Raw genomic sequence first — 22,481 nt, forward strand, 5'->3', positions numbered from 1 at the left:
GCGACGATCGAACGGCTTCAAATCGTTGAAAAATCAGAATGTGAGAAAAAGCGCAGGAACATGCGCATTGCCACCGCCGGGCGCGATCGCGCGGAACCCAACCGGCAAAAAAACCGAGGCAGCAGGCGCCGGCCACCCGCGGCCGCGAACGCAACTTCGCATCGCGGAGATGCCCGCGACGACGCGCCTCAGATCAAGTCTAGGGCGCCTTCCGCCCAGGGTCGGACTGCGCAACATTCTCGCCGATCGAGTTGTGACACGCTTCGAACGTACCGACCTGGCGGCTGTAGAGCTCTTTCCAACGACCGGCATCGAACACCAGGTATTCAAGCACGCATCGGTCTGGCTCGTAGGAGCCCCATTGCGCCATCATCAGCCTGCTATCGAGCCCGAACCCAATCGTGTCGTCACCGCCCCGAGGGAAATCAAAGACCTCCCCGGTTCAGTTGCTCGAGACGACGACGAAAGTGCACTGCGCACCGCAACCGACTTGATTCACCCGGTACTCGCCGGCAAAGTTCACGCCTTCCAGCATTTCCTTGGCGATCGTCGTTCGAAAGAGGCGGAAATCCTTGTCACGGCCGTTGAAGTCCCGGAGTTTTACTTTGCCCTTGTAGACCTTGGCGGCAGGATAGCTGTTCGCCGAAAGGTCTGGCAGATTTTCACCATAAACGGGAGCAACGGCGGCCGGCACCAGCACAAGCAGCGCCAGACCGACACCGCACCATTTTCCGAAAGCTTTTGCGACTGTCACCTGCGCCCCACTGTCAGCACTCGCCGACACCACTGGCACAACCAAGTGGTAAAGACGCGGTTTCACCATAAAGAGAAATCGCCAGTTGGCCTGTAAGCCGGGTTCTGTATGGCCCCGCCACCCGAAGGCAACGGAACGTGGCAGCCATTCATCTGGGACTACGTTTGCACGCAGCCTCTTGCAACCCACCCGGATGACTGGCCCGGAAACAGGCTGGGCGCTTGCGCGTCCGCGTCATCCCTATTCGGTCTTGCTCCCGGTGGGGTTTGCCGTGCCGTCCATGTCGCCATGTCCGCGGTGGGCTCTTACCCCACCCTTTCACCCTTACTCCGCAAGCGGAGCGGTTTGCTTTCTGTGGCACTTTCCCTGAGGTCGCCCTCGCCGGACGTTATCCGGCACCGTACTTCCGTGGAGCCCGGACTTTCCTCCCCCCGCGGCCTTTCGGCACTTGCGGAGAGCGGCTGCCCGGCCAACTGGCAGGCGCTCCTTAACGCAAGCCCCCGCCCGGCGCCAGAAAAAACGGCAGGGTTTTGAAAGCCACCAACAGGCAGATCGGCTGGAGCCTGGCGGATGCCGCCTTCGCCTAACGGAAGGCCACCGCGAAATCGGCGCCGTACTCGGGCTCGTCGATCCGGCCGTTCTGTACGAGGACAGCGCCGAGCCTGCCGATTTCATCGGAGCTTTTTGCCGCCTGGCCATTGCCACCGGTGACGACAGCGATACGGTCGCTCTCGGCAAAACCGATATAGGGCAGGCCATGCCGGGTGAACGAGGTGACGCAGGGCGAAAAATGGGTGGAGGCCGGCTTGAAAGCGGGCATCACCTCGGCCAACAGCCGACGCAGATGCTCGGCCGCGGCGGCACCGCCCGGCCCGCGGAACCAGTGCCGTATCGCCGGCTCATCATCAAGCGTTCTATCGCTCGGATCACCGCCGATCTTGATGTAGGTCTTGCCTTCGGCATAGCCGACCGGCGGCAGCAGGTAGTAGCTCTTCTCCTGCTCGGGCGCCGCACCGATCAGCGAAGGCATGCCCTCGAAGTCAGGCAGCTCGCTCGCCGCCACCTCGGCGAACAGCACCGTGCGGGCCTTGACCGTCAGGTCGATCGGCCGCGGCAGCAGCGTGTTTGAAAGCGAGAAGCCACCGGCTGCGACGATGACCCGCGGCGCCGTTAATCGATCGCCCTTGAGCGTGGTAACGATCACCCGGCCGGCGGTTTCGGCGATGGAGCGAACCTCGTCGCGCACGATCCGCGCGCCGGCCTTCTCCGCACAGATGACCTGCGCCGCAACGAGTGCGCGCGGATTGACGTAGCCGGCGCCAAGGCGCTCGTAAACGCCGGCCGCTCCCTCTGGAAAACGGAACCAGGGAAAACGCTGCAACAGCGTCTCGCGGTCGTAGAGCGGAGCCTCGACGCCGAGCGCATCCCGTGCTCTCTCCACTTGCTCGATATAGTCGTAGCTCGATCCCGGCGCCGGCCCGGCCATCAGGCAGCCGACCTCATGATAGAACCGGATACCGCTTTCGCGCTCGATCTCGTCGTAGCGCTCGATCGAGCGCCGGGCAAGGCGCGCCCAGACGGGATCGTCGTCGATGGTGCGGGTGATACGGGCATTGTCGTAATGGCTGGAAAAGACGCCGGAATGGCTAGCCCAGTCGCTCGGTTCGTCCGGGCCGACGAGCGCAACGTTCGCCCCCGACAGCGCCAGGTGCCGGGCCGCGGCCGCGCCCATCATGCCCTTGCCGACGACAATGAAATCAAAGCTTTCCGACATGCCCATCCCCGCTCCGCTGACACGGGAAGGAGGTAGCATATCGGCGCCGACAGGGCACCACCACTCAAGGATTTAATTGGTGCGCCGGAACGCGAGACCTGTCCGGCTGGAGCATCCGCCAGGGCCGCGTGGCCGGCGGATGATGCTCTCTCGTCGCGCGGGCAAATGCGTCACCCACGCTTGTCTGTCGATCGACCGCAGCGCCCGCTCTCAAGTGGAACCACCGAGGCGAAAAGATGCTCTGGTCTGAGAACGCCTATGCGCTCTTTGTGCGTCCAAAGAAACGCACGGCGTTCTAGTCGATGATGTCCTGGACCTTGCCGCAATAGCGCTTGGAAACCGGGTTCATGCGCTTGGCGCCATGACCGGCGTTGTACTTCAGGATCGTGCCACAGGTGGTGCCGCCCGACAGCTCGTGCGCCATGGCGAGATACTTCATGCCGAACTTGATGTTGGTTTCCGGATCGTAGAGACCCTTGGAGGAACCGGAATAGCCCATCATGCGCGCCGTGGCGGGCTTGATCTGCATCAGGCCGATTTCGCCAGCGCTGCCGCGTGCCTTGGGATTGAAATTGCTTTCGACCTTGACGACCGCATGCGCCAGATCGACGGGTACGCCGTACTGCTTCGCATAGCTCTTGATGAGGGCTGAATACTGAACGTTCTTGGGAAGGTCCGGTTTCGGGAAGCCTGTGGTCCGGGTGACGGACGGGATGGAAGAGGTCTTGATGGTCTTGTCGACATTCCCCGCATACGACGTACCCATCCCGGCGAAGGACATGCCAAGGCATGCCGCCACCGCAGCAACAGACGATATTCTCATGTAGTTTGAATTCTCCGGTCTGGGGATTCGACCGAAGCGCACCCCGCTTCGAGCCTCACGTCCCGATCGTTTCATTCACAGGAAGTGAGCGTCGCGCCCTGAAGCTCCTGCAGTTTCAATGAGCGGGAAATGAACGGTGCATCATGGTAAACATGTGGCAAAGCTAAAAAAACATGCCACGAACATCCGCAAACTGGCTTCAGGACGAAAAATTCTTCCGCGTCAGGCGATGAATTGCGGCAGCCCGGAAAGCAGGCGATGAAGCGTATCGAGGGTTGAGATGTCGGCGATGCCGTCCACCCTCTGTTGCCGGAAATGCCTTTGGAACGCGGCGACGGCACCCTCGGTTTTTTCGCAGAAATCGCCAGTCACTTCAATGCCGTAGCCATAGAGCGACAGCATCGACTGGATGGCCTCGACCGGCTGGCCGCGGTCGCCGCGCTGAAAGAAGCGCCCGCCGCCGATCGGCGCAGGCTCAACCCAGTGCCCGACCCCTTCGCGGTGAAGGACGTGCCAGGGAAATTTTTCTCCCGGATCGACCTTGCGAATGGGGGCGATATCGCTGTGCGCCAGCACCCTTTCCGGGGCGATCGACCACCGCTGGCCACAGTCCCGACACAATTCGACGACCGCTTCGATCTGTTTTTCCGGGAAATCCGGCAGTCCGCCGGGGTGGCCGGGATTGGCGATCTCGATGCCGATCGAAGAGGAATTGATGTCGGTTTCGCCCTTCCAGTAGCTCTTGCCCGCGTGCCAGGCACGCAGCGTCTCAGGCACGAGCTGATCGACGCGCCCGTCCTCATGAACGAAATAATGGCTGGAAACCTGGCTCTCTTCACGACACAGCCATTCGAGCGCCGAAGCGCCCGTCGCCATGCCGGTGTAGTGCAGCACGATCATATCCGGTGCCCGCTTGTCAGCGCGCTCGCCGAAATTCGGCGATGGCATGAAGCGAGCCCCCGGATAGTCGCAGTATTTAGACGTCATGCAGCTCGGCGTTCTTTCTCGATCGCCTCATAGGCGGCATTGAGGGCCGCCATGCGATCATTGGCGATCGCGTGGAATTCTTGCGGTACGCCGCGCGCAACCAGCATGTCCGGGTGGTTCTCGGAAACCAGCACACGGTAGCGCTTGCGGATGTCGGCGAAATCATCCTTACGCGAAACGCCGAGCACCTGATAGGGGTCGCGACCGTCGCCGTGCACGTGACGGGCCATGATGCGACCGAAATGCGCCTCGTCCATGCCGAAGATCTCGCCGACCCGCAACAGAAACGCCAATTCGCGCTCGTGAACCGCACCGTCGGACTTGGCGATGTGGAAAAGGCCATCGACGATATCTTCGAGGATCGGGCAGTTTTCTTCGCAGGACGAACACAGCGACGCCATCTTCTCGGCATAGGCCTCGTAGCCGGCGACGTCCTGGCGCGCCAGGTTATAGAGACGCGCGACGTTCTGCGCCTGGTCGGGCGGGAACTGGAAGATGTCGCGGAAGGCGGCGACCTCGGCTTCGCTGACGATGCCGTCGGCCTTGGCCATCTTGGCCGAAAGCGCGATCATCGCGACGGAGAAGGCGACCTTGCGCCGTGTCTCCGGATCGCCCTCAAACAGGGTACGCACGGCCTCGACCACACCGGCAAGCGCATTGCCGGTGGCGGTAACGATCTTGAGGAGGCTGTCCCAGAATGACATGCGAGAATCCCTGTCTCTCCAGCGTATAGCATGGACTTGTGTGGTGGCAAATTGCAAGCGGTGGGATGGTCCAAACCACGAGGATGACGAATTTGTGATGGCACCTCACTATTGTCAATCCATCGATTGGAACTTGCGACAGCTGGTAGACGGAAAGCTGTTCCCTTGGGAACACCCTAGCGATCCGAAGCGGCAAATTTATGCCGCAAAACGCGCCGAATGCACCACCTGCGAAGGCCGCGCCTTCTGATCGCCTGCTAGCGCCTGCGACAATCGGCGCGGCACCGGGCCTGCCCTTCGTCTCCGAAGGCAGACGGCGACCGTTCCCTCCCCGCCTCGACACAACATCCACAGGGCCGTCATTTAAATTCCATCCGATTTGCGCTATGGAGGCCGCACCCATCGCATGCCAAAGTCCCGAGGAGGAAACATGGCCAAGAAAAAAGTCGCAATGCTGACGGCCGGCGGGCTCGCACCCTGTCTGTCATCGGCCGTTGGAGGACTGATCGAGCGCTATACGGACGTAGCGCCCGAATACGAACTGGTCGCCTATCGCTCGGGCTACCAGGGCGTGCTCCTTGGTGACCAGATCGAAATCACCCGCGACATGCGCGAGAAGGCTCATATTCTGCACCGCCATGGCGGCTCGCCGATCGGCAATAGCCGCGTCAAGCTCACCAACGCCGCCGACTGTGTCAAGCGCGGCCTGGTCAAGGAAGGCGAAAACCCGCTGCGTGTCGCAGCCGAACGACTTGCCAAGGACGGTATCTCGATCCTGCACACCATTGGCGGCGACGACACCAACACGACCGCTGCCGACCTTGCCGCCTATCTCGGCGCCAACGGCTACGACCTGACCGTGGTCGGCCTGCCGAAGACCGTCGACAACGACGTCGTTCCGATCCGCCAGACGCTCGGCGCCTGGACGGCTGCCGAATACGGCGCCCGCTTCTTCGACAATGTCAGCAACGAACAGAGTGCAGCCCCGCGCACGCTCGTCGTCCATGAAGTCATGGGCCGCCACTGCGGCTGGCTGACGGCGGCCACCGCCCGCTCCTACATCCAGATGACCGACGACAAGGAATTCGTCGACGGTTTCATGATGAACCGGCAGATGAAGAACATCGACGGCCTTTACCTGCCGGAGATGAAGTTCGACCTGCAGGCCGAAGCGGACCGCCTGCGCCAGGTTATGGACAGCTCGGGCTTCGTCACGCTGTTCGTCAGTGAAGGCGCCTGCCTCGACGCCATCGTCGCTGAACGGGAAGCCGCCGGCGAGACCGTCAAGCGCGACGCCTTCGGCCACGTGAAGATCGACACCATCAATGTCGGCAACTGGTTCTCCAAGCAGTTCGCGGCCCTTCTCGGCGCCGAGCGCTCCATGGTGCAGAAGTCCGGCTACTACGCCCGCTCGGCCCCGGCCAACGGCGACGACCTGCGCCTGATCCAGAGCATGGTCGATCTCGCCGTAGAAAGCGCGCTCAACAAGGTCTCGGGCGTCACCGGTCACGACGAGGACCAGGGTGGCAAGCTGCGCACCATCGAGTTCCCGCGCATCAAGGGCGGCAAGCAGTTCGACACCTCGACCAAGTGGTTCGGCGAGGTGATGGACGTCATCGGCCAGAAGTGGAAAGCCCAGAAGCACTGACCGACACTTGCCGGCGGGTGCATAGGCCATCCGCCGACAACGCCTGATTAGACGTTGACGGCTCCGCGTTTCCGTGGCTGGCTCGGCAAATTGATTGCCGAGACGCCCTCAAACGCGGAGCCTTTTTCATGTCGTTCGAACACTGGTTTGCCTTTGCCGCGGCCTCGGCCGTGCTGCTCGCCATCCCCGGCCCCACCATTCTCCTCGTCATTTCCTATGCGCTCGGCCATGGCCGCAGAACCGCGGGCGCAACGGTCGCCGGCGTGGCGCTCGGCGATTTCACCGCCATGACCGCCTCCATGCTCGGCCTCGGCGCCCTGCTTGCCACCTCCGCCGCCATCTTCACCCTGTTGAAATGGGTGGGTGCTGCCTATCTCATCTGGCTCGGCATGAAGCTCTGGCGCGCGCCGGTGGCCGCCGGCGGCGACGCCGACCTCGAAACCACGTCGACGGAACGCCCGCTGCGCATCTTCTTTCATACCTATGCAGTGACCGCACTGAACCCGAAGAGCATCGTCTTCTTCGTCGCCTTCCTGCCGCAGTTCCTCGATCTCAGCCAGCCGCTCTTTACCCAGATGGCGATTTTCGAGCTGACGTTCCTGACGCTCGCGATCCTCAACGCCAGCCTCTATGCAGCCCTTGCGACCGCCGCCCGCAGCACGATTTCCAAGCCGAATGTGCGCCGGATCGTCAACCGCGCCGGCGGCTCCATGCTGATCGGCGCCGGGCTTTTGACGGCCACGATGAAGCGGGCCACGGCCTGAAATTCGCCCCCACGCTTGCCGCCGCCAGCCTCATAGGTTAATGGAGATTCACGCTTGGCGGCTGGCAACCGCTGATTTGCAGGGGCTACGGGGCCCAGAAGCACGAAAGTGACAGAATGGCGAATTACCGTATTTCCCTTTCCAAACAGACGTTTGGCATGGCAGCTTTGTTGTCGGCGACCATCGTCTCGGGATGCTCAACGGTAGAGCACACGTCGCTGGCAGACCTCACGGCCGTGCAGACGGTCACGCCCCTCGCCAAGCCCGGCACCGAAATGACGGCCTATGCGCTGCCGACGCCCGACGGCGTCGCCACCGCAACGAGCGCGGCCCTCACGGCGCAGACGGCAGGCCAGACCGCTGGCGTCGCCGCCACCTACCCGGTCGCGACCGATCTGGCACAGGGCGCCGATGCTGCCCCCGCACTGGTCGCGGTTCCCGCGTCCAAGCCGGGCGACACCATGGCGCTTGCCATGGTTGCCCCGACGACCCAGAACGGTGCCAGCGCGGCGATTGCAGCCGCTGAAGCCCCCTCGCCCGCCGACGCAACGCAGGTTGCATCCGCCGCCCTTTCGCCGGCGGCAACCAAGACCACGCGCGTCCAGGACCTGCCGGTCTCGACGCTCGCAGTTGCGGCCGCAATGGAATCGGACTTCGACACCGGCGAACCGGTCGGCCTCGAAACGCTGGTCGCCAACCGCATGATCGTTCCGACCGAGCGCCCGAAGACCGGTGTGATCGGCTCGACGGTGGCCGCAGTCGCCAACGTCATTCCCGATTCGATGAAGTTCACCAAGACGCCGACGAGCTCGCGTCCCGAACTCGACAAGATGATCAAGTACTATGCCGATCTCAACGGCATTCCGGTGGAACTGGTGCACCGCGTCGTCAAGCGCGAGAGCAACTACAATCCGCGCGCCTACAGCAAGGGCAATTACGGCCTTATGCAGATCCGCTACAACACCGCCAAGGGCCTCGGCTATGACGGTCCGGCCGAAGGTCTGTTCGACGCCGAAACCAACCTCAAATACGCAACCAAGTATCTGCACGGCGCCTGGATGGTGGCCGACAACCAGCACGACGGCGCAGTCAAGCTCTATGCCAGCGGCTATTACTACCACGCCAAGCGCAAGGGTCTGCTCGAAGAGCTCGGCATGAAGTAAGCCGGCCATCCGGCTTGCCCGAAGCGAAGCTGCTTCTCGACGGTTCAGGAATTCCCTTACGAGGCGCTCAATCGAGCGCCTCAATTATTTTGGCGTTCAGCTTCTGCACGTCGTAGCCAAGGCGTGAGGGCGTAAGGCCCAGCCGCACGACCGCCAGCTTCAGCGAAGGCACAAGCATGATCGCCTGGCCGTCATGGCCGAGCATCCAGAAGGCGTCCGCCGGGAAACTGCCCGTTCCTGCCCGCGCGCCGTTTTCCTCGAGCCAAACCTGACCCTGGCCGTATTTCCCGCCGGATACCTTGGTCGGCGTGCGCATGAAGGCGACATAGTCCTTCGGCAGCATCGCCCTCCCCTTCCAGACGCCGTCCTGCAGCAGGAACTGCGCAAACCGCGCCCAGTCCTGCGTCGTCGCATACATATAGGAGGAACCGACGAAGGTTCCGGCCTCGTCCGTCTCCAGAACGGCGCTCGTCATGCCGAGCGGCGCAAACAGAGCGTCATAGGGAAAGGCAAGCGCTGCCGCCGGGTCGTCGAAGGTCCGCATCCAGATCCGCGACAGCAGCGTGCTGGTGCCGCTCGAATAGCTGAAGTTCGCGCCGGGCTTTGCACCCAGCGTCCTCGTGGCGGCAAAACCCGCCATGTCCTTTTCCAGGTAGAGCATCCGCGTCACGTCGGTGACGGCGCCATAATTCTCGTTGAAGGCAAGCCCGCTCTGCATCCCCATAAGGTCCGCAAGCGTGATGGCCGACCGCTCGTCCCCGGCCCATTCCGGCAGCAGGTTTCGTTGCGACGCGTCCATGCGCCCGTCAGTGATCCGAAGGCCAATCAGCGCGGCCGTCACCGACTTGGTCATCGACCAGCCGAGCAGCGGCGTCGAACGGTCGAAACCCTGACCATAGGTTTCCGCCACCAGCTGCCCGTCGCGGATCACGGCGATCGCCCGCATGCCGGGCCCGGCGAGATCGGCGTCCTCGATGAGCTTCTGCAAGGCCGGCTCGATCGCGGCTCCCTCGCCTTCGGGCCAGGCCGCACCCGGCACCGGCGCTGCCGCGGCGGTTTTCGTTTCGATCGGTGCCAGAGCCGCAGCATTGCCGTCGGGCAGGCTGGCGCAGCCGGCGCCCGGACGGTAGGCCGCATAACCGGGTGCGGCAAAACCGAGGATGCGCGCCGTCACCAGTTGCTTCTCTTTGTCGACGCCGACGCGCACGAGCTTGAGCAAGGGATGGCCGGGGGCCTGCACGTCTTCGGCGAGCACCGCCTGGGCATCGCGCCCGGCGATGAAGACGTTGGAGCAGACGATCTTCGCGGCATAGCCGTCGCCGACCTTCAGCAGTTCCGGCGGCGCCAGCGCAAGCCAGCCGAACAGGCCGACGACGATCAGCGCCAGCGCGGCTCCCGAAATCTTCAACAAACGTCTCATGCGATCCTCCGGCCTGATGCGCAAAGAGAACCAGCATTTTGCCGCAAGGGAAAGCCCCGGCCGGCTCAACTTTTCATATTGGAAAGACGTTCAGGCGGTCGAAAAAAGTGCAGCGCTTTTCTGCCCGTGACGTGGTCTCGCTTAAGCCCGGGCAGAGCGGCGCGACTCTTCCGCCTCGCCGTCGCCGACGAGCACCGAGACGTCGGCCAAGACCGGCGAAACCCAGGGACCGCGGATCTCGGCAGCACCACAGGCCCGCGCGCAATCCGCCTCGCTCTCCTTCTCGACACCACTAACGGCGATCGAAAGCCGCAGCACCTGTCCGGTTTTGATCAGGCAGGCGAGCAAGGCCACGCTGCGCTCGCTGCCATGTGCGGCACGAACGGTGGCGAGATCGACGGTCACCTGGTCGGGCTGGACGTCGGAGATCTGGTTCAGAGGCAGCGACGAGGCGGAGCCGCCGCCGAGCGCGACGCGAACGCCGAGCGCGCGCAGCCCCCGCAAGTTGTCTGTGACGATGACAAGATCGTCGGTCGAGACGCCCTCGGCGACCTCGATCGTCAACCGTTCCGGCGAAAGGCCGGCCTCCGAAAGGCACCGCTCCACCTGCGTGACGAAATCGCGGTCGCGCAGTTGCGAGACGAAGGGTGCGATCGTCAGCCCCTTGGGGACGTTCCAGCCGGCCGCCTGCCTGCAGGCGGACTGAAGCGCCCAGGCGCCGAGCGCCAGCGTAATCGCGCTCTGCTCCGGCGGCTCGAATGTTCCCGCACCGATGACGCCGAGATGCGGATGCCGCCAACGCAGCAGCGCCTGGAAGCCGCGGATGGAGCCGCTTTCGATGCCGAGGATCGGCAGGAACGCGAGAAAGAACTCGTCCGCCTCGAAACCGCGTGTAAGATCGCGCTCGGCTTCCGCCCGCTGCCGCACGGCATGGCTCAGGGTTTCCGAGTGGAAGGCATGGCTGTTGCCGCTGATCGCCTTGGCCTCGTAGAGTGCCAGGTCCGCCCTTTTCAACACGTCGGATGTCGACTTGTCCGACCGCTCGATGAAGGCGATACCGATGCTGCAGCCGGACGCGATGCGCGTCTCCCCGAGATCGAACGGCGCTTCGAACAGCTTCTCGACCCGCGTCGCGAGCATTTCGGCATCGGCTTGAGACGGCGCGCGCGCGGCCGCAAGCACGAACTCGTCGCCGCCCAGCCGGTAGATCGTCGCCTCGCCGGCAAAGGCACGCCTGAGACGGGCGCCGAACAGCGCCAGCAACCGATCGCCGGCATCATGGCCCAGCGTGTCGTTGATCACCTTGAAACGGTCGAGATCGAGAAGAAGCAAGGCGTTGCGCGCAAACGCCGTACCTTCTGCACAAAGTGCCTGGCTGATGTCGGCTTCGAGGGCCGCGCGGTTTGCAAGTCCCGTCAGCCTGTCGCGATGGACTTCGTTGCGCAGGCGGCGCTCGGCGCGCCGCGCGGCACGCAACTCGAGTTCGAGCCGGCGCGAATAGCGCCAGCGATAGAAGGAGCCGCCGAGGATGAAAGGCATCGCGCCGGCTGCCAGCACGGCGGGAACGTCCCAGTGCGGCGCCATCTCGCCGGGAAGAGCGGTTCCACCGGCAAGCCACGCCGCAGAAACCAGGGCCCCCAATGCCGCGCCGGCAGCCGCAAATCGCTGCTCGGGCTTCGGCAGAAACGTACTTAACATCATGTCGACGCCCCCCGTATGTGAGGCGGTGCTAGCACGTCAGGGTTTAATGAATTCTTATGGGTGAAAAATTGTAGATCTGGGTTCCGAAGACCGGCCCGACCCTTGTGGGAAAGCCCGTCATCAAAGTGTAGCCGAGTCACTTTAGAAGCGCCTAAGTTTCAACTGGATGACCGGCAGAGATGAATGAACTCGCTCCCGACGTAGGCTTTGGCAGAAAAAATCCGAAGCTGAAAAACGCCCTGCTCCAGCACAAGACCTTCTCCCTCGCAGGCCTCTCGGAACGCCTCTTCGGCCTGCTTTTTTCGGGCCTCGTCTATCCGCAGATCTGGGAGGATCCGATCGTCGACATGGAGGCGATGCAGCTGACCCCGGAAAGCCGGATCGTCACCATCGGCTCCGGCGGCTGCAACATGCTGACCTACCTGTCGGCCGGCCCGCGTAGAATAGACGTCGTCGACCTCAACCCGCACCACATCGCGCTCAACCGCCTGAAGCTCGCGGCTTTCCGCCATCTGCCGAACCACAAGGACGTCACCCGCTTCCTGGCGACGCAAGGCACAGCCACCAACGTTCAGGCCTTCGACCTTTTCCTCGCGCCGAAACTCGATACGGCCACGCGCAGCTACTGGAACGGCCGCGACATGACCGGCCGCCGGCGCATCGGCGTCTTCGGGCGCAACATCTACCGCACCGGCCTGCTCGGCCGCTTCATTGCAGCCAGCCACCTGCTTGCCCGCCTGCACGGGGTCAACCCGGAAGACTTCGTCCAGGCGCGGTCCATGCGCGAGCAACGCCAGTTCTTCGACGAGCGCCTGGCGCCGCTGTTCGATCGTCCCGTCATCCGCTGGATCACCGGGCGCAAGAGCTCGCTGTTCGGCCTCGGCATCCCGCCGCAGCAGTTCGACGAGCTCGCAAGCCTGAGTGTCGAGAAGTCGCTCGCCGCCGTGCTGCGCCATCGCCTGGAAAAGCTCACCTGTCACTTCCCGCTGCGCGAAAACTACTTCGCCTGGCAGGCCTTCGGCCGCCGCTACCCGCTGCCGCACGAAGGCGACCTGCCGCCCTATCTCGACGCTGGCGCCTATGAGGCGATCCGCAACAATGCCGAGCGCGTCGAGGTGCATCACGCAAGCTTCACCGAGCTTCTCGCCGGAAAATCCGCCGGCTCGGTCGACCGCTATATCCTGCTCGACGCGCAGGACTGGATGACCGACCAGCAGCTGAACGACCTCTGGACCGAGATCACCCGCACGGCGGATGAAGGTGCCGTCGTGATCTTCCGCACGGCGGCGGAAGACAGCATCCTGCCCGGCCGTGTCTCCCCGGCCCTGCTCGACCAGTGGCACTACGACGCCGAAACCGCACTGCGGCTCGGCGCCGATGACCGCTCCGCCATCTATGGCGGCTTCCACATCTACCGCAAGAAGGGCTGAAACGTGCAACAGGCCGGGATCTCGCATGCGCGGCGCATGGACCACATGTACCGCTATCAGCGGCACTTCTACGATCTGACGCGGAAGTACTATCTTTTCGGCCGCGACACGCTGATCCGCGACATGAACCCGGCCTCCAGCGCCTCGGTGCTCGAGGTCGGCTGCGGCACCGGCCGCAATCTGGCGCTGATCGGCCGCTGTTTCCCTTCGGCCCGCCTGTTCGGGCTCGACATCTCCCAGGAAATGCTGACCTTCGCCGATGCGAAGCTCAACCGCGGCGGCAGCGGGCGCGCCACGCTCCACGTCGCCGACGCGACGGACTTCGACCCGGCGATCTTCGGCGAAAAGGGTTTCGACCACATCGTCATCTCCTATTCGCTGTCGATGATCCCCGACTGGCAGAAGGCGATCGACGCGGCGATCGCAGCGCTGAACCCGGGCGGCTCGCTGCACATCGCCGATTTCGGCCAGCAGGAACGCCTGCCAACGAGCTTCCGCCGGGCGCTGCACGGCTGGCTGGACCGCTTCCACGTGACGCCGCGCGAGCGGCTGTTCGACGTGTTGCGCGAGAAAGCCCGGCAAAATGGCGCTGATCTCGAGCGCCGCGCGATCGGTCGCGGCTATGCCTGGCTCGCCGTTTACCACCGCCCTTTCGTGGCGATCGCCGCCTGAGGCGGCAGGCGGTTACACCAACGTTTTCCACCCCGGCTGGGGTAGCCATTCCAGCAAGCGCCGAAACCGCCTGGTTTTCGGCGCTTTTTAGCTCTTCGACCGTCCGCAATTCCCGCTTGAGCTAACTCAATTTTTACGATGATATGGTGAAAATGAGGTTCACGCCTCACTGGGGAAATCACCGACAGGGAAGCCATCGTGTGAGGCAGGATCATCGATCGTCTCTAGACAGGAAAATCATGCGCCGGCTTCTCCTGGCTCTGCTGCCTATTGCCACCCTTCTTTCGGGCTGCTCGTCGACCGACTACGACCTGATGCAGACGGCTTCGATCCCGCCGCGCTTCCAGGACACCGACCCGCAGAACTTCGGCACGCGCACGCCGCAGCACCACAACATCCACGGCATCGACGTCTCGAAATGGAATGGCGATATCGACTGGATGAAGGTGAAGAACTCCGGCGTCTCCTTCGCCTTCATCAAGGCGACCGAGGGCAAGGACCGGGTCGATACGCGCTTTGCCGAATACTGGCAGAAGGCGCGCGCCGCCGGCATCCCCTACGCGCCCTATCACTTCTATTACTTCTGCTCGACCGCCGACGACCAGGCCGACTGGTTCATCGCCAATGTGCCGAAGAGCGCGGTCTATCTGCCGCCGGTTCTCGACGTCGAGTGGAACGGCGAATCGAAGACCTGCCGCCATCGCCCGACACCGGACGAAGTGCGCGTCGAGATGAAGCGCTTCATGGACCGGCTCGAGGCCCATTATGGCAAGCGCCCGATCATCTACACCTCTGTCGACTTCCACCGCGACAATCTCGTCGACCAGTTCAAGGAACATCACTTTTGGGTGCGCTCGGTCGCCAAGCATCCGGGTGAGGTCTATGTCGAGCGCCGCTGGGCGTTCTGGCAATATACCAGCACGGGGGTCATCCCCGGCATCGACGGCGCCACCGATATCAATGTCTTCGCCGGCTCGGCGAAAAACTGGAAGAACTGGGTCGCCGCGGTCTCGCAGCTGAAGCAGAACTGACATTCCTGCCGATAGGTGCGGCAGGAAAACCCATTTTCTTCTTTCGGTCATAATGCTCTGAAAGAGCAACGACAGATTTCGTAGCGATTTGATTGCCCGTGGTGGCGCGAGGCGCCCCACGGCAAAGAAAGGAATTTCATGATGACCCGCACAGCCCGGCGCGCGCTCGCCTCCGTCGCTCTTCTGGCGCTGACCGCGTCGGCCGCTGCCGCCCAGACCGCAGCCTCGACAGGCACGAAGGCAGCAACCCCGGCCGTTGCCTGCGGCGGCGATCTCGGCGCGTTCCTTCAGGGCGTGAAGGCCGAAGCGATCGCCAAAGGCGTTCCGGCCGATGTCGCCGACCGGGCGCTCGCCGGTGCCGCCATCAATGAAAAGGTCCTCAGCCGCGACCGCACGCAGGGCGTCTTCAAGCAGACCTTTACCGAATTCTCCAAGCGCACGGTCAGCAAGTCGCGCCTCGATATCGGCCAGCAGAAGATGAAGGAATATGCCGACGTCTTTGCCCGCGCCGAGAAGGAATTCGGCGTGCCGGCCCCCGTCATCACCGCCTTCTGGGCCATGGAGACCGACTTCGGCGCCGTCCAGGGCGACTTCAACACCCGCGATGCGCTGGTAACGCTGTCGCATGATTGCCGCCGCCCGGAAATGTTCCGCCCGCAGCTGATCGCGGCGATCGAGATGGTGCAGCATGGCGACCTCGACCCGGCAACGACGACCGGCGCCTGGGCCGGCGAGATCGGCCAGGTGCAGATGCTGCCGGAAGACATCATCGCCTATGGCGTCGACGGCGACGGCGACGGCCACGTCAACCTGAAAAAGAGCTCGCCCGACGCGATCCTGACCGCCGCCAAGTTCATCCAGAGCCTCGGCTACAAGGCTGGCCAGCCGGTAATCCAGGAAGTCAGCGTTCCCGAAGAGCTCCCCTGGGAAAAGACCGGCCTGCAGCCGGGCATGAAGGCCAGCGACTGGTTCGCGCTCGGCGTCAAGCCGCGCAACGGCGACACCGCCTTCGGCAATCTCGAGGCATCGCTGGTGCTGCCGCAGGGCCGCAAGGGCGTGGCCTTCCTCACCTACCCCAACTTCAACGTCTATCTCGAATGGAACCAGTCGTTCATCTACACGACGTCGGCTGCCTATTTCGCGACCCGTCTCGGCGGCGCGCCGACCTATGAAGGCGGCAACCCGGAGCCGGGCCTCGACGACACCGGTATGAAGGCGCTGCAGACCAAGCTGCAGACGCTCGGCCACGACGTCGGCAAGATCGACGGCATCCTCGGCTCCGGCACCCGCGCGGCACTCCAGAAGGAGCAGCTCCGCCTCGGCCGTCCGGCCGACGGCTGGGCGACGCTCGAACTCCTGAACGCGCTCTAAGCCCGAACCGCCGTTCAAAAATCATGGCCCCGGAGATCGGATCGATCTCCGGGGTTTTTTCATTCTGCGGCGACCGACCGGATCCCGATCGATGAGAGCTTGCCGGCCGGCCCCGATCACGTCCCTTCGCGATCGCCGCAAGAACCGGGTGGTTCCGCCGGACGTGCCGGGCTATGTATCATGTGTCAAAGCGCAACCGATCCGGGAGCGGGCCCCAGGAGCTTGCGCCACGGCGTCCACCCGGCCGGCGGTGGAAGACTGACGGCCAGCACACAATCAGCACGGATAGGCATCACCATGAATGCGCGAACCACCGTCGATGGCAATCAGATGAGCGCCGGGACCTGGGCTCTGCTTGCCCTGCTCGGCCTGATCTGGGGCGGATCGTTCTTCTTCGCCCGCGTTGCTGTCGCGCATGTGCCGCCCTTCACGCTGGTGTTCCTGCGCTTGGGCCTAGCAGCCCTGGCGCTGCATATCTATATCCACGGCCGCTTCGGCATGTACGAGGCGCTTGCCGGCCGCTGGCGCGAATTCGCGCTGATGGGGCTGATCAACAACGCCATTCCACACGCCTTCATCTTCCTTGGACAAACCCACCTCGGCGCCGGACTGGCGGCGATCCTCAACGCCACGACCCCGGTCTGGACGGTGATCATCGCCAACATGGCGACCGAGGACGAGAAGCTGAGTTCCGCCAAGATCGCCGGCTGTCTGCTCGGGCTCGCCGGCACCGTCATCCTGATCGGACCGAGCGCCGTTGCCGGTCTGTTCGGTACCACCAGCAGCGTGCCGCTCTGGGCGCTGCTGCTGCCGGTGCTTGCCGCCATCAGCTACGGTTTTGCGGCAACCTACGGCAAGCGCTTCCGCGATCTCGCCCCTCCCGTGACGGCCGCCGGCCAGTTGACCGCCTCGACGCTGATCGCGCTGCCCGTGGCCGCCTTTACCGACACGCCCTGGCTCTTGCCTATGCCGCCCGTCGAGGTGATCCTGTCGATCCTCGGACTGGCGCTGGTCTCGACCGCCTATGCCTACATCCTCTATTTCCGCATCATGCGTGCGGCCGGCGCCACCAACGCCTCGCTGGTCACCCTTCTGGTGCCGCCAAGCGCGATCCTGCTCGGCTACCTCTTCCTCGGCGAGACGCTGCAGGCGGCTGATTTTGCCGGCATGGTGCTGATCGCCCTTGGCCTCGCCGTACTCGACGGTCGGATCCTGCGGTCAGGCGGGTCGCCTGACATTCTGTCCCCCGGCGTTGCAGGAAAACCCACACGCCTGGAGTGCTTCGCACCGCGTGAAAAGGACGAGGTTTGCGGGGAATCGACAGCCGATTTTCGTCCCGCTCCGAGCCACTCACGCACGGTTACAAACGTTTATATTAACCTTGCCGAAGCGATTGTGAAAAAAATGTGGCGGCCTGGAAACTTAAATAAAATCAGAACTATAGACCTGTGAATAAGGCGGCGCCGGCTCACGCATTTCGCACTGCAGCACAAGTTTCCCTTTAACGTGTCGTGATTTCGCCCTATGTTTTAACGCGTTAACGCAGGGAGGGTCTTCCATGGGCCTTACACATTCGCTGAATGTCCTCATGATCAGTGCAGCGTTCGTATTCGTGGCCACGATGCTCTTCATCTGAGGAGCGGCCGCTGAGAGTCCAAACCGAATAGGGACTTAAATTTCCGGGAAACCATTTTGCAGCACCAAGCCAGTTAGACCGCCAGAGAGCTTAAGGTCTAGACGCTGCGACAAACGAGAAAGCGCCTGAAGATCGATCTTCGGGCGCTTTCCTTTTGGTGGATGCGGTAGCGAGCGGCGCGTTGCTGCGACCCGCAGCCGATCAAGCCTCAACGGGCATGGACCCATATAAAGCGCCACGGCGCTCCTTGAGGCCTGCCAGGACGCGAGGGCGTTTCGCAGCCATGCGCAAGTTCAAGACAGCGGAGCGGCCCTCGCCCGTCGCAAAAGTGCGGGCGACAGTCAGGCGGCCGCGCCGGCCGCCACCATCAGCGGTGCATCGATCGCGCCCGCCGCTTCCACGCCGACCCGTTCGAAACCGACGAGATCCAGCACGGCTGTCACCAGCGGCGTGCGATTCATCGTATAGATATGGAAGTCGCGTACGCCGCGCCGGGCGAGATCGACGATCTGCTCGGCGGCAATGTGCGTCGCCTCCTTGAAGCGCTCGACCGGCTGGTCCTCGAGATGCGCGAGCCGCGTAACGATCGCCTCCGGCACGGTGGCGCCACAGAGGCCGGCAAACTTCTGCACCTGCGCCAGATTGTTGATCGGCAGGATGCCCGGAACGATCGGGATGTTGACGCCGGCGCGCCGCACCCGTTCGAGGTAGCGCTCGAAATCGTTGTTGTCGAAGAAGAACTGGGTCAGCGCGCGGGTTGCGCCGGCATCGACCTTGCGCTTTAGCATGTCGATGTCAGCGGCTACGTCAGGGCTCTCCGGGTGCTTCTCCGGATAGGAGGAGACGGAAATCTCGATGTCGTCGCCACGGGCGCGGATCGCCCGCACGAGGTCGGTGCTGCTGGCGTAACCCTCGGGATGCGGCTGGTAGGTGCTGCCGATGCCACCCTGCGGATCGCCACGCAGCGCCACGAAGTGGCGGACGCCGAAGCTGAGATACTCGTCGATGACCGCATCGACTTCCGCCTTCGGCGCGCCGACACATGTCAGGTGCGCGGCGGTATTGGCAAAGCCGCTTTCCGCGATCAGCCGCCGGACCGTCGTCAGCGAACGCGCCTTGGTCGAGCCGCCGGCGCCGTAGGTCACGGTGATGAAGGCCGGGCCGAAGACCGAAAGGTCGTCTGCCGTCTGGAAGAGCTGCGCTTCCATTTCGTCGGTCTTGGGCGGGAAATATTCGAAGGAGAGCCGGAGATTGCCGCGTTCGGCCGGGTAAAGCGTCTGTGCCGTCATATTCATACTCCCCCCGCCTGGACACGCGGCCGCGGCGTTTCATTCTCGTTCACGGCCCGCCGATCACGCGCGAGCCAGATCGTCACCGTCAGTTTTCCATCATTCGCCCCCTCAGGCGAAAGATCCGTGGTCTTTTCGAGCACAAGGCCAGCCTTCGCCAGCCAATCGGCCATCGCCTGGTGCGAGAAGCCGAGGCGCGCATGGGCGTGCTCGTCGCGCAGATGCTCAAGCCCATGCGGCGCGAAGTCGATGATGACCAGCCGTCCGCCCGGCATCAGCATGCGCGCGGCTTCCGCGATCGCCGCTTCCGGCTCCTCGAGGAAATGCAGCACCTGGTGAATGGTGACGAGGTCGAAGGTCTGGCCGTCGAGCGGCAGGTTGAAGATGTCGCCATGGCGGATCGACGCCTTGGTGATGCCGGCACGGTCGAGATTGGAGCGCGCCACCGCCAGCATGTCGCGGCTGGCGTCGACGCCGATGCCGCGGCGATAGAGGCCCTCGAAGAGCTGCAGGATGCGACCCGTGCCGGTGCCGAGGTCGAGCAGGCTTTCGACCGGCTCGTCGCCCACCATCTCGCGCAGCTTCGCCTCGACGTCGCGCTCGCTGACATGCAGGCGGCGAAGCTCGTCCCAACCGGCGGCGTTTCGGCTGAAATAGGCCTGCGCCTTTTCCGACCGCGCCTTCTTCAAGGTGGTGAGCCGGGCCGCGTCACGCGCAAGCACCGCGTCGTCGGCCGAAGCAGAAGCCAGCATCGCCCGCACGAGCCCGACCCGGGCACCGTCCTGACGGAGGCGGAAATAGGCCCAGGCGCCCTCCTGGTAGCGGTCGATCAGCTCGACCTCCGCCAAGAGCTTCAGATGCCTGGAAATGCGTGGCTGCGATTGACCGAGAATTTCGGTAAGATCGGTGACGGTCAGATCGCCGGCGGCGAGAAGCGCGACGAGACGCATGCGGGTCGGCTCGCCCGCCGCCTTCAGCACGTCCACCAACGCATCCAGACCCAGTTCTCTCTGCAGAGCCATAGCGATCCCCATCAACACATAAAGATATGTTTATGTGATTTGAGGTGGTGACGCAAGCAGATTTGCGCGGAGAGGCCAAACAATGGCGCTGGCGGAACAGATGCTTGTGTATGGACGCCATGCGCCACAAGCGATGCTTCAGGCGGCACGTCAAGAGGCCCGCACAGGCCGTCTCAACAGGCCTGCTTCACCACCCGAATGAGGGCAACGCCACTCACTCGAGACAGACTTGACACCCTTCCCGATAGGAAGCCCCGCTATCCGGGCCTCTGCCTGCCCCAGGCACGCCGCGCCCTGTTTGGTTACCCGCCTCGCCGCAGCGGCACAAAAACCCGCAAACGCCCTGCTCGCGTCCGGCATCGGGACGGCAACTGCCGAGCGGTTCGCCACGCCTCCGGAGCGTCCTGCAAGTGCGGCTGAGGCGCGGCCACGGCGACAAACGAACCCTGTACGCAAACAGCCCTTGGCCGGATTTCGCGATCGGTGGCAAAGGAAAACGGGCGAAGCCTGCGCCTCGCCCGTTCCTTGAACAATTGGTGCGGCGCCCGCTTTAACGGACGCCGCATACTCCCGCGCCGCAACGTGGCGGCGCCGACAGCGTGTTAGCGGGTCAGGCGCTTGTAGGTGACGCGCTTCGGGTTGACCGAATCCGGGCCGAGGCGACGGATCTTGTCCTTCTCGTAGTCTTCGAAGTTGCCTTCGAACCATTCGACCTGGCTGTCGCCTTCAAAGGCGAGGATGTGCGTTGCCAGACGGTCGAGGAACATGCGGTCGTGGCTGATGATAACGGCGCAGCCGGCGAAGTTTTCGAGCGCGATTTCGAGCGCTGCCAGCGTCTCGGTGTCGAGGTCGTTGGTCGGTTCGTCGAGCAGCAGCACGTTGCCGCCGTTCTTTAGCATCTTGGCGAGGTGAACGCGGTTGCGCTGACCACCCGAGAGGTTGCCGACCTTCTGCTGCTGGTCGCCACCCTTGAAGTTGAAGGTCGAGCAATAGGCGCGCGAGTTCATCTCGTGCTTGCCGAGCTTGATGACTTCGGCACCGCCGGAAATTTCTTCCCAGACGGTCTTGTTGCCGTCGAGCGCGTCGCGGCTCTGGTCGACGTAACCAAGGTGCACGGTGTCGCCGATGCGGATCGAGCCGCTGTCGGGCTGTTCCTGGCCGGTGATCATGCGGAAGAGCGTCGTCTTACCGGCGCCGTTCGGGCCGATGATGCCGACGATGCCGCCCGGCGGCAGCTTCAGCGACAGGCCGTCGATCAGAAGGCGATCGCCATAGCCCTTGGTGACGCCTTCCATCTCGATGACCACCTGGCCGAGACGTTCGCCGACCGGGATGATGATCTGCGCGTCGCCGGGACGCTGGTTTTCCGCCGCGTTGACCAGTTCGTCATAGGAGCGGATACGCGCCTTGGACTTGGCCTGGCGAGCCTTGGGGCTAGATGCGATCCATTCCTGTTCGCGGGCAATCGCCTTCTGGCGGGACGCCTCTTCGCGGCCTTCCTGCTGCATGCGCTTGGCCTTCGCAACCAGGTAGGCCGAGTAGTTGCCCTCGTAGGGGATGCTGCGGCCGCGGTCGAGCTCGAGGATCCAGCCGGTGACGTTGTCGAGGAAGTAACGGTCGTGGGTGATCATCAGCACGGCGCCCGGATACTCGCGCAGGTGCTTTTCGAGCCAGGCGATCGTCTCGGCGTCGAGGTGGTTGGTCGGTTCGTCGAGGAGCAGCAGGTCCGGCTGCGAGAGCAAGAGCTTGCAGAGCGCAACGCGGCGCTTTTCACCGCCCGACAGGTTGGTGACTTCCGCGTCGCCCGGCGGGCAGCGCAGCGCTTCCATGGCCATTTCGACCTGGCTTTCCAGATCCCAGAGGTTCTGGCTGTCGATGATATCTTGGAGCTTGGCGCCCTCTTCCGCCGTCTCGTCGGAATAGTTCATCATCAGTTCGTTGTAGCGGTCGACGATCGCCTTCTTCTTGGCGACGCCTTCCATGGCGTTTTCAAGCACCGTCTTCGTCGGATCGAGCTGCGGCTCCTGCGGCAGATAGCCGACCGTCGCACCCTCGGCCACCCAGGCTTCGCCGGTGAACTCCTTGTCGAGGCCGGCCATGATGCGTAGAACCGTCGACTTACCGGCGCCGTTCGGGCCGAGGATACCGATCTTGGCGTCCGGGTAGAACGACAGATGAACGTTCTCGAGAACCTTCTTCGCGCCGTAGGACTTATTAAGCCCGGCCATATGATAGATGAACTGACGTGCCATGAGGGAATGCTCCGCAGGGATAAGGAAATTTGCCCGCTAT

General features: G+C 63.5%; 17 protein-coding genes, 1 other RNA gene and 1 pseudogene. 8 read left to right on the plus strand and 11 right to left on the minus strand.

Annotation, left to right across the window (positions count from 1 at the left end):
• Nucleotides 1-442: 442 nt before the first annotated feature.
• The 6 genes from IB267_RS05610 to IB267_RS05635 form a co-directional block, all read right to left on the minus strand.
• Nucleotides 443-823, minus strand: a complete 381-nt coding sequence (locus tag IB267_RS05610) for a hypothetical protein (protein WP_192446751.1) — start codon at nucleotides 821-823, stop codon at nucleotides 443-445.
• Between the two features lie 8 nt (nucleotides 824-831).
• Nucleotides 832-1,231, minus strand: an RNA gene (gene rnpB, locus IB267_RS05615) — RNase P RNA component class A.
• Between the two features lie 106 nt (nucleotides 1,232-1,337).
• Nucleotides 1,338-2,528 carry an FAD-binding oxidoreductase gene (locus IB267_RS05620; protein ID WP_192446752.1) on the minus strand — a complete coding sequence of 397 codons (1,191 nt, stop codon included), beginning with the start codon at nucleotides 2,526-2,528 and terminating at the stop codon, nucleotides 1,338-1,340.
• Nucleotides 2,529-2,823: 295 nt separating this feature from the next.
• Complete coding sequence (locus IB267_RS05625) at nucleotides 2,824-3,351, minus strand: lytic transglycosylase domain-containing protein (RefSeq protein WP_043615871.1); 528 nt, start codon at nucleotides 3,349-3,351, stop codon at nucleotides 2,824-2,826.
• Nucleotides 3,352-3,573: 222 nt separating this feature from the next.
• Nucleotides 3,574-4,338: an N-acetylmuramoyl-L-alanine amidase gene (locus tag IB267_RS05630; RefSeq protein WP_043615869.1), complete on the minus strand. Its 765-nt coding sequence runs from the start codon at nucleotides 4,336-4,338 to the stop codon at nucleotides 3,574-3,576.
• Entirely contained in the window at nucleotides 4,335-5,042 is a 708-nt protein-coding gene (locus IB267_RS05635) for a DnaJ family molecular chaperone (RefSeq protein WP_043615866.1), read from the minus strand. Before IB267_RS05635 ends, IB267_RS05630 begins: the two co-directional genes overlap by 4 nt.
• Before the next feature lie 430 nt (nucleotides 5,043-5,472).
• Between IB267_RS05635 and IB267_RS05640 the strand changes: the two genes are divergently transcribed.
• The 3 genes from IB267_RS05640 to IB267_RS05650 all read left to right on the plus strand — a co-directional run bounded on the left by IB267_RS05640 (nucleotide 5,473) and on the right by IB267_RS05650 (nucleotide 8,617).
• Nucleotides 5,473-6,690: a pyrophosphate--fructose-6-phosphate 1-phosphotransferase gene (locus IB267_RS05640; RefSeq protein ID WP_192446753.1), complete on the plus strand. Its 1,218-nt coding sequence runs from the start codon at nucleotides 5,473-5,475 to the stop codon at nucleotides 6,688-6,690.
• Between the two features lie 128 nt (nucleotides 6,691-6,818).
• Nucleotides 6,819-7,454: a LysE family translocator gene (locus tag IB267_RS05645; protein ID WP_192446754.1), complete on the plus strand. Its 636-nt coding sequence runs from the start codon at nucleotides 6,819-6,821 to the stop codon at nucleotides 7,452-7,454.
• Nucleotides 7,455-7,570: 116 nt separating this feature from the next.
• A complete protein-coding gene (locus tag IB267_RS05650) occupies nucleotides 7,571-8,617 on the plus strand; it encodes a lytic transglycosylase domain-containing protein (RefSeq protein ID WP_192446755.1) in 1,047 nt (348 codons plus the stop codon).
• Between the two features lie 67 nt (nucleotides 8,618-8,684).
• Here the strand turns inward: IB267_RS05650 and IB267_RS05655 are convergent, their stop codons facing one another.
• Together IB267_RS05655 and IB267_RS05660 are read right to left on the minus strand one after the other, a co-directional pair.
• Entirely contained in the window at nucleotides 8,685-10,037 is a 1,353-nt protein-coding gene (locus IB267_RS05655; protein ID WP_192446756.1) for a serine hydrolase, read from the minus strand.
• Between the two features lie 141 nt (nucleotides 10,038-10,178).
• A complete protein-coding gene (locus tag IB267_RS05660; protein WP_192446757.1) occupies nucleotides 10,179-11,738 on the minus strand; it encodes a bifunctional diguanylate cyclase/phosphodiesterase in 1,560 nt (519 codons plus the stop codon).
• Nucleotides 11,739-11,917: 179 nt separating this feature from the next.
• Here IB267_RS05660 and IB267_RS05665 point away from each other — a divergent pair, with 179 nt between their 5' ends.
• The 5 genes and pseudogenes from IB267_RS05665 to IB267_RS05685 all read left to right on the plus strand — a co-directional run.
• Entirely contained in the window at nucleotides 11,918-13,168 is a 1,251-nt protein-coding gene (locus IB267_RS05665) for a DUF3419 family protein (protein ID WP_192446758.1), read from the plus strand.
• Nucleotides 13,169-13,204: 36 nt separating this feature from the next.
• Nucleotides 13,205-13,840 (plus strand): class I SAM-dependent methyltransferase, encoded by a 636-nt coding sequence (locus IB267_RS05670; RefSeq protein WP_192447189.1) that lies wholly within the window; start codon nucleotides 13,205-13,207, stop codon nucleotides 13,838-13,840.
• Nucleotides 13,841-14,079: 239 nt separating this feature from the next.
• Nucleotides 14,080-14,871: a GH25 family lysozyme gene (locus IB267_RS05675; protein WP_192446759.1), complete on the plus strand. Its 792-nt coding sequence runs from the start codon at nucleotides 14,080-14,082 to the stop codon at nucleotides 14,869-14,871.
• Nucleotides 14,872-15,012: 141 nt separating this feature from the next.
• Entirely contained in the window at nucleotides 15,013-16,242 is a 1,230-nt protein-coding gene (locus IB267_RS05680) for a lytic murein transglycosylase (protein WP_192447190.1), read from the plus strand.
• Between the two features lie 297 nt (nucleotides 16,243-16,539).
• Nucleotides 16,540-17,472: pseudogene (locus IB267_RS05685) on the plus strand (DMT family transporter); the annotation flags it as partial.
• A 747-nt stretch (nucleotides 17,473-18,219) separates the two neighbouring features.
• Here the strand turns inward: IB267_RS05685 and metF are convergent.
• The 3 genes from metF to ettA form a co-directional block, all read right to left on the minus strand.
• A complete protein-coding gene (metF, locus tag IB267_RS05690) occupies nucleotides 18,220-19,167 on the minus strand; it encodes a methylenetetrahydrofolate reductase [NAD(P)H] (RefSeq protein ID WP_192446760.1) in 948 nt (315 codons plus the stop codon).
• Between the two features lie 2 nt (nucleotides 19,168-19,169).
• Nucleotides 19,170-20,189: a metalloregulator ArsR/SmtB family transcription factor gene (locus tag IB267_RS05695; RefSeq protein WP_043615837.1), complete on the minus strand. Its 1,020-nt coding sequence runs from the start codon at nucleotides 20,187-20,189 to the stop codon at nucleotides 19,170-19,172.
• A gap of 602 nt (nucleotides 20,190-20,791) precedes the next feature.
• Nucleotides 20,792-22,441: an energy-dependent translational throttle protein EttA gene (gene ettA, locus IB267_RS05700; protein WP_034792366.1), complete on the minus strand. Its 1,650-nt coding sequence runs from the start codon at nucleotides 22,439-22,441 to the stop codon at nucleotides 20,792-20,794.
• Nucleotides 22,442-22,481 lie beyond the last annotated feature (40 nt).

The organism is Ensifer sp. ENS09 (assembly GCF_014852425.1).
Taxonomy (GTDB): Bacteria; Pseudomonadota; Alphaproteobacteria; order Rhizobiales; family Rhizobiaceae; genus Ensifer.